This is a genomic window from Cytobacillus sp. T106, assembly GCF_040492155.1.
Classification (GTDB): domain Bacteria; phylum Bacillota; class Bacilli; order Bacillales; family Cytobacillaceae; genus Bacillus_AB; species Bacillus_AB infantis.
This window is the reverse complement of the sequence record NZ_JBEUMK010000007.1, coordinates 198640-206745: the sequence shown is the minus strand read 5'-3', so window position 1 is coordinate 206745 and position 8106 is coordinate 198640. Positions and strand designations below refer to the sequence as shown.

General features: G+C 46.6%; 6 protein-coding genes. 1 reads left to right on the top strand and 5 read right to left on the bottom strand.

Annotation, left to right across the window (positions count from 1 at the left end):
* Positions 1-815: 815 nt before the first annotated feature.
* From ABU165_RS14860 to ABU165_RS14845, 4 genes are all read right to left on the bottom strand, one after another.
* On the bottom strand, positions 816-1808 hold the full coding sequence (locus tag ABU165_RS14860; RefSeq protein ID WP_318060719.1) for an LLM class flavin-dependent oxidoreductase: 993 nt from the start codon (positions 1806-1808) through the stop codon (positions 816-818).
* Between the two features lie 53 nt (positions 1809-1861).
* A complete protein-coding gene (locus ABU165_RS14855; RefSeq protein ID WP_318060718.1) occupies positions 1862-2827 on the bottom strand; it encodes an LLM class flavin-dependent oxidoreductase in 966 nt (321 codons plus the stop codon).
* A gap of 40 nt (positions 2828-2867) precedes the next feature.
* Positions 2868-3254, bottom strand: a complete 387-nt coding sequence (locus ABU165_RS14850) for an IDEAL domain-containing protein (protein ID WP_101547740.1) — start codon at positions 3252-3254, stop codon at positions 2868-2870.
* A 267-nt stretch (positions 3255-3521) separates the two neighbouring features.
* Entirely contained in the window at positions 3522-6104 is a 2583-nt protein-coding gene (locus tag ABU165_RS14845; RefSeq protein WP_318060716.1) for a helicase-related protein, read from the bottom strand.
* 185 nt (positions 6105-6289) lie between these two features.
* Between ABU165_RS14845 and ABU165_RS14840 the strand changes: the two genes are divergently transcribed.
* Entirely contained in the window at positions 6290-6547 is a 258-nt protein-coding gene (locus tag ABU165_RS14840) for a YpbS family protein (RefSeq protein ID WP_022543845.1), read from the top strand.
* Positions 6548-6613: 66 nt separating this feature from the next.
* On the opposite strand, the gene dacB is transcribed toward ABU165_RS14840, so the two are convergent.
* Positions 6614-8098 (bottom strand): D-alanyl-D-alanine carboxypeptidase/D-alanyl-D-alanine endopeptidase, encoded by a 1485-nt coding sequence (gene dacB / locus ABU165_RS14835; RefSeq protein ID WP_165352536.1) that lies wholly within the window; start codon positions 8096-8098, stop codon positions 6614-6616.
* Positions 8099-8106 lie beyond the last annotated feature (8 nt).

Sequence of the window (8106 nt, the reverse complement as noted above, 5' to 3'; positions counted from 1 at the left end):
CGCTTACGCGCTGCGGGGTCTCAACATTTCCGCTGCAATCCCGCAGGATGTTGAATCTTCTTCCTGGAATCTGCATCGCACGAAGAAAATGAGCATGCATTTTATGAGGAGTCTTCGTGCCTTCCGTTCCGGTCAGCAGGGCTTTGAGAAAAAGATTCCTAAGCAACGACACCCCCTAATTGGTTTCTTCATCCGTTGTTGTGTTCTTAACTTGGGCTGATGGTTTCCGTTCCAGACACTTCGCTTTCCTCGGCGCTAAGCCTCCTCGCGATTGCGCGCTGTGGGGTCTCAGCTCTGCCGCTGCGATCCCGCAGGAGTCTGCGTGTCTTCCACTCCAACCATCAGCGGTTTTTAAATTTACTTGCCAGTTTTAACATAAAAAGAGTAAGCCAAGAAGCAGGGCTTTGATTCAAAGTTCAGCTACGACGAAAAATTCTCAAAGAGGGATCAGTGATAGGTTAGGAAAATAAGCGGAGAAATTCCCTCTAATTTCAAAAATGCCCTAAAAATAGCTCAAATAGACGGAGAAATTCCTACTATAAACTTAAAAAACAGGAAAATGGGCAACTTCGCTTCGCTTAACCGGAGATTCTCCGCTTATTTACACCCATCCGTGCCATATTCAGCCGTCTAAGAGGAGAATCTCCGCTTATTTTGAGGCTTGCTGCTCAAATCGGATAATATTATACTTCTTTTCTCCAAAAAGCCTTCCATCACTAAAATGTCCCATTAACTGAATAAGCCTCCATATATAATAACCTAAATGTAAACAGTCCCTTTTTATATTCAAATACAATAATCTTTACATAAAAACTTTATAAAAACAATTCAGCCAATAATTCCAGATTCCTTGCTCTGTCCTTGAAACTATAGGTATTATTGATGGCCATGATTTCATCGGTACCGTATTTTTCACTGATCTTGAGGAGCTGATTTCTCACTTTTTGAGGATTGCCTATGACCATTCTGCTTCGGTTGTGCTGAATCTTTTCTTTTTCGGCTGCCGTCAGGGTTCTTTTTTGGGCTTCCTCTGGTGAGATGATTCTTGTGTCGGCTCCTTTTTCGATGTCCAGGAGCCAGTGGTCCTGACTGGCTGCGAGGTGTTCGGCTTGTTCGTTAGTCGGCGCGCAGATGACGAATACACAGACGTTTGCCGAAGGCTCTTTCAGCATAGCAGACGGCTGGAAGTGACGGTAATAGTATTGGAATGCTTTTTCCCCGTTTGCCGGTGTGATGAAGTGCCCATAGGTAAACCGCATGCCGTTTTCAGCTGCCGCTCTAGCGCCGCGTTCGGTAATCCCCAATAGCCATAATTCCGGCAGAGTTTGCAGATCCGGGTAGGCTTTTACCTCCCTAAAAGGATGGTTATCCGGCAGAGTGTTGGTTAAAAAGCCCTGGAGATCTCTCAGCTGGCCGGGGAATTCATTCATGCTCCTCCTGATGCCGTCTGTCAGAGCCAGTCTTGTGTCTGCACCGCCGCCAGGTGACCTGCCGACACCGAGGTCAATCCTGCCCGGATACAGAGCTTCCATCACTTTAAAGGTCTCTGCAACTTTATACGGGCTGTATTGAGGTAGGAGGACCCCTCCAGAGCCTACCCGTATCTTTTTGGTTACTGCTGCTATATGGGAGATCAGGACATCTGGTGAAGATCCTGCCATCCCATTGGAATTGTGATGCTCAGCGGTCCAAAAGCGGGTGTATCCCAGATTATCGGCAATTTGCGCCAAGTGGGAGGTTTGCTTAAGTGCATCTCCCGGAGAATCTCCTTTTCGAATGACAGCTTGATCCAGTACGCTTAGTTTCATACTTCATCCCCTCTTTTAAATGAAAAACCCGCTGCACCATCCACAGCGGATTATTATAGCATTTGTTCAGCAATCAGTCTGTAGGAATGCAGCCTGTCTTGATAGTCGGTTGTCAGAGTGATGATCATAAGTTCATCTGCCCCTATCCTGCTGGCCAGGCTTTCAAGCTGTTCAGCAGCCTGAACAGGATTTCCGATGATCATTTTTTTCTTCATGTCCTGCAAGAGTTCTTCTGTGTTTAAGGACTCCTGTTCCAGCTGCGCTTCTTCCCCGCTCAGCAGATTCCTCCATGAGCGGCTTTTTATAGCCAGCTCCTCTGCCTGTTCTTCTGTTTCTGCACAAATCACATTAACAGCGGCTAGACAGTATGGGGCAGAGGCCATTTTAGAAGGAATGTAATTATTCTTATAGAGTGAAATAATCTCTTCGGGATTCTGGTCGCTCATAAAATGCCCGAAGCAGTAGGCTGTTCCCTTTTCGGCAGCCTGTATGGCGCTTTTCTTGCTGGTTCCCAATATCCACGGAAGAGGAGCAGAACGGGGTACAGGTGCAGGCGCCACTTTGGAGTACATATGGCCTTCAGGATGGCTGCCCACCAGAAAGTTTAAGAGCTCAGTGATTTTATCAGGCATTTCAGCGACGCCTTTTAAAAAGTTGTCAGATAGCGCCATGGATGTTTCGGCAGATCCGCCTGGCGCCCTTCCGATCCCTAAATCAATTCTTCCGGGAAAAAGGGTGGCAAGCATGTTATAGGTTTCCGCCACTTTGTAAGGTTTGTAATAAGGAAGAAGAACGGCTCCGCTTCCAATTTTTATATGTGAAGTCTGGGCGCCAATATAGGGAAGCATCACTTCAGGGGCAGAGCAGGCAAGCCCTGTCATATTATGGTGCTCTGCAATCCAATAGCGGCTGTAACCGAGCCGTTCCGCTTCCTGTGCAAGCTCGAGTGAGGCTAAAAGGGCCTCATGAGCCGTTCTCCCTTCAGGAACAGGAGATTGATCAAGTATACCGAGCTTCATCTTCCTGCCTTCTTTCTATTCTTGCTGTAACAGCATAGTTTTAATATTTCTTATTCATTCTGCCTTCGCTTGAAGGAAATGTACCGCTGCCGGCTGCATGTTCTTTTTTTTCAATGCCTGCCTGTTCAATACGATTCAGTGCATTTGAGAGCTCCATAAACCATTCCTTGTCCCTTGTAAGCAAAGCTGTGTCGATAAGGGAGCGAAGACCGTCGGCAGAAGGAAGAAGATCGTTTTTCATAGTCTCTGCCTTTTTCTTTTCAATATGGACCTTCCTGCCGATCACTTCCGGGTTGTCGCTGTCGACAACAAAAACTGTCACGAATTCACGCTCTGGCAATGCCGCTTCCACGAAGCCCTGAACAAGCTCCCCATTCCGCGACTTCCCTGTGATCCATCCGCCCATTTTAATGTCTTGATTGTTCATATCATAACACCGCCCTCAATAGATTATTTATTTTTTATGTTCAATACATTTAAGATCTTAGATTCAGGGCCGGTTCTTTTCGGCCGTATACTGTATCATTACCCGTAAATTCTGTGTGATAACGCAAACTGCAGATAGGCTTTTCATTGTATATCTGAGCAGCTGGTTAATACCGGGATATGTCCTGCTTATACTGTAATAATAAAAGATACAGTTTGGATTGTCAATGAAAGGGCAGGCAGCTCACGGGCTGCCTGCCCTTTTTAGTCATCTCCTGAAATATGAAGGTTTTCTCCTGGTCCTGAACCCGCCCTCATGGCATTCGTCGCATATCGGATAAGGATGCTCCCATGAAAGCTTCTTGCCGCATCTGCGGCATTTTTTAGTCATTTTCTGAACATCTGTCTTCAGCTTTTCATGGACCATTGTCCCCAGTTCATCCCGGACCCTTTCCCAGTATAAAGCTTCTGTCCTCTGGTCGAGCCTGTAAAGAAACAGCAGATGCAGACCGACAGATTTATACGTGAGCTCCAGGTCCTCAAGGGTCCTTTTGCGGATTGAAGGCTCAGGAAGGTCTTCGTTATGCACCGATGCCATCACCGACATCCTCCATTGCCTGACGAGTTCCGGCTCCCTGGCTGAAAAAGGCAGGTGCAGGAATCCATACAGGTCCCCGAGGCTGAGCCTGGCTTCCATTTCTGTTCCCTGGACGAGCTCATAAAGCTCCTTCTCTTCGGCAAGGGACGCTTTCACTGTTCCAGGTGGACTTTCGAATTTGTCCCAAAGTTCAAAGAAAGTTCCCAGATCATGATAGTATTTCTGGAAGCGGTCAAATACTCCGCTGGTTGGCGCAATCGAAAATGTATGGACCGGATCATCTTCCTGTTCCAGCAGGGAACCCATTTCCTTGATGTTTTCCATAAATGCGACCCGGCCTGTATTGTAGAGGCCTTTTCTGCCGGCCCTTCCGGCAATCTGTTTGACCTCCTGGGAAGTGAGCTGCCTCCTGCTGACTCCGTCGAATTTTTCATTTTCAAGAAAAACGACCCTGCGGATAGGAAGGTTCAGACCCATGCCAATTGCATCTGTACTTACTATAATATTGGTCTCGCCGTCGATGAAGCGCTGCACCTGTTTTTTCCTTGTTTCAGGCGGCATGCTGCCATATATCATGCTGACAGAGCGGCCATCATTCTGAAGCCGGGAAGCAGTCTCCAGCACTCTTTTCCTTGAAAAGCAGATCAGGGCATCCCCTTTTCTGCTGTGCTTCAGCCTGAATTCGTCAGGTTCGACGATAAGCGGTGTATCTCTATGGTATTCATGTATCTCCAAATCTGTCCCCTCCAAAAGCTGAAGGAGGATTGACTGAGAGCTTTTGCTGCCAATGATATGGACTTCACTTGCATTAGCCTTCGTTATGGCCTTATACCATGAGAACCCGCGGTCTTTGTCAGTGATCATCTGTGCTTCATCAATGACTGCTATATCAAAACGCTCTTTTTCACTGAACATCTCGACAGTGGAAGCAAAATGGCTTGCCCCGGGAGTCACTTTTTCTTCCTCCCCTGTCTTAAGTGTACAGGGAATAGCTTCCCCGTTCAGCTTATCGTATACCTCGAGTGCCAAAAGCCTTAAGGGGGCCAGATAAATTCCACTGTCCGCCTTTTTCATGCTTTCGAGCGCATGGAAGGTCTTGCCTGTATTCGTATCGCCGATATGAAGGACGTATTTGACGCTCCTGTCCACAGAAGGGCTGTATTCCCGGCCAAATATCTCATCGAGGATCCTGGCTTCCTCCTGCTTTCTCCGCTCTTCTGCTGCTCGCGCTTCTGCCTCTTTCCGCTCCCGGTCCTCAAGATCCATCTGATATATTTCCAGATGCACGGCTGGTTCCCATGGAAAAGAACTGAGGCGGAGCAAGTCCTCCAGGAATTCATTTTCAATTTCCTCCAGGAATTCTCCGGCGAGTTCCTCTGACGGCCATTCAGTCATGGAATGGATGGCTGCTTCCGGGTCGTTTTCCGGATGGAGCGATTTGTATTGTTCAAGCATGGAAGGATCCATTAGTTCCAATACGGTCTCAGGAACAATATCTTTCATAGAATCCATCAAAAGCTTTTCATATTTAAAATAATAGGTTTCATATTCAAAATACTGTCTGCCCCAATGGTTTGTTGAATGGATGCCGCCAGTCAGCTCTTCAAAGAACTCGGCAGCGAGTGTATAATGCTCCGGGTTAAAATGTCCTTCCGGCCTGAGCTTTTCTTCAAGTGCAAATGTATCCGCCTGCCCGTATTTGGTTCCGCTGCTGAAGTCCTTCTTTAATTGCCGGGCAGCCTCATATCTTGCCCTCAAATAAAACAGCCGGCTATGCTTCCTCATGATTTTCCCGGCAGCCTTATCGAGTGCTGTGTAAGCCTTGGCAATACGCTCGGCATTTTCCTCATGCTGAAGCTGAAGCAGATACTTTTCCCTTGCATCCCGATATGTCTGTTCCCATTTGCCTGGATCATGGGAATAGAGGGAAAGCAGCCATTTCTCTGCATTCCATGGTGAATAGTTCTTTACTTCAGATCGGAAAAGGCTGTTGATGACCTTCTTGTCGATTCCCTCTGTTGAAAATCCCTTTTCCTGAAGATATTCCTTTTTTAATTTCCGCGCCACTTTATTGTTGGTCATATTAAGCCAGACATTTATCCAAATCTGTTCATAATACAGCTTCCTGTCCTGAAAATATTCTTCAAAATCGGGAAGAGAATCTTTCGTTGATAAATAATAGTGAATATCCTCTAAAATTTTTGCTTTAGCTTGTTCTACTGCAAGAGGATAGAGAGTTTCCAATGCTTCCATGGAAAATCCCCCCTTTGAATATTAATCGGCGCCTTTTAAGGAGCCTGTATATTATATTATCATGTATTGGCCAGCACCCTATCCTTTAAAGTTCTCCTTAGAACTTTAACACAGAAAAGTTTTTCTTAACGAAATGGAGGTTAGTTGATAATATAATATTAGCCTTTTGAATGAGGAGTGAAACGATGAGTGTGCACCATGCTTTAACCGAACATGCCAAGAAATTAAACACAAGGATCACCCGCTTTCTTGAGCTTGACGCAAAAAGAGAAGCGTTTATTGAAGAAGCATTATCTCTGTCTAAAGCAGGAAAAGCTTTTTCTACAGAAAAAATCAATGAAGTGACAGAGGAAATCAACCAGCTTGCCAGACAGGGAATTGTTCCTTCCAGGAAGCTTGTGACCGCTGAAATGGTTGAGGAATATGCAGGGCGTACGAAATAAACCGTTATTATTAAAAAAAGAAGCAGGCAGACTCCCTATTGAAAGGAATCTGCCTGCTTCTTGGCGTTACGGCTGTTCTGCCAGAAGGATTGCAATCTTATCTTCTATAATTTTTGCCTTGCTGTCATCCTTCAGATTATTGAGGACAATGCTGAAAATGAGCTTTTCACCGCTTTTGGTTTCTGCATATCCGGAAAGGGAGCTTACGGTGGATATGGAACCTGTCTTGGCTTTAATCTTTCCTTCTGCTGCCGAGTTCTTCATTCTGTTGCGTAGTGTGCCGCCAATTAATCTGTCCTGGGCTCCTGCCAATGGGAGTGATCTCTCAAATGAGGGGTACCATTTCTCAGACTGTACGCCGTATAACAGCTGTGACAACTCATTAGGCGGAATAAGGCTGACATGTGATATGCCCGACCCGTCACGGAGGATCAGGGTGTCTTTATTGACTCCCCAGCTGGCAAGCTGTTCTGAGACAACTTCAAGGCCTTTTTCCCAGCTTCCTTCATTCTTCACCTTTTTGCCCATTTCCTTGACCAGTACTTCTGCATGGCTGTTGTTGCTGAGTTTCATAAAAGGTATCAGCAAGTCCTTCAATGCAATGGATTGATGTGCCAGAAGCAGAGAGCTTTTCTCAGGGGCTTTCCCCAGCTCCAATTTTCCGGTTACGCGTATCTCATGTTCCTTCAATGACTGGCTGAACAGATCAAGCGCATATCCGGCCGGCTCCCACACGGCAATCCATTCCCTGGACCTGCTTGCCTTTTCAGGTATTGTCCCGGTAATGCGGATCGTGTTCGTGCCATGGTCCCGTTCAATGGTAATGTCCTTTTTGCCGTCAGCCGGGACGGTCGCTGCCTCGTTGATGATTTTTACATAGCCTGTTTCAGGGGTCAGAGTGACTGCCGGTAGTTCTCCTGCAGATTTCCCCGGATTCACCTCTACAATGACCGTGCCTGCATCATAATCTTCATTTGGCGACGCTGTCAGTGCTGATACCTGGCCGCCGTAATAGTAGGACTCGTCGCTCCAGGGCAGATCCTTTGATAGCCTTATGTCATCATACCAGCTGTCATCAGCAATCAGGCTGCCATGAATCGTTTTGATGCCCTTTTGCTTTAACCCGGCTGCCATCTTGTCAAAGTCGCTTTTTAATAGGGTCGGATCGCCTTTGCCTTTCAAATATAGATTTCCATGAAGATTGCCTTTTTTGTGCAGTCCATCTGTCAGTACCTCAGTAGTAAACCGGTATTCTTCGCCAAGAACCTGAAGAGAAGCGGCGGATGTGAGCAGCTTCATATTAGAGGCCGGCCTAAGACGGATCCCGCCGATATGGTCATACAGCAGTTCGCCGGTCTCTGCATTTCTGATGCTTACTCCCGCAAGCGCTCCAGAGAGGATAGGATCATTATTCAGAAGCTGATTCAGGTCTCGGGTCAGTCCTCCTTCTTCAACCGCCGAAGCCTGGCGGGATAGTTCATAAGCGTATGGAGAGGCTGAAATGAATAATAAAGCTGTTATAAGGATGACAATTTTCCACTTTCTCAACAAGCAGCAGC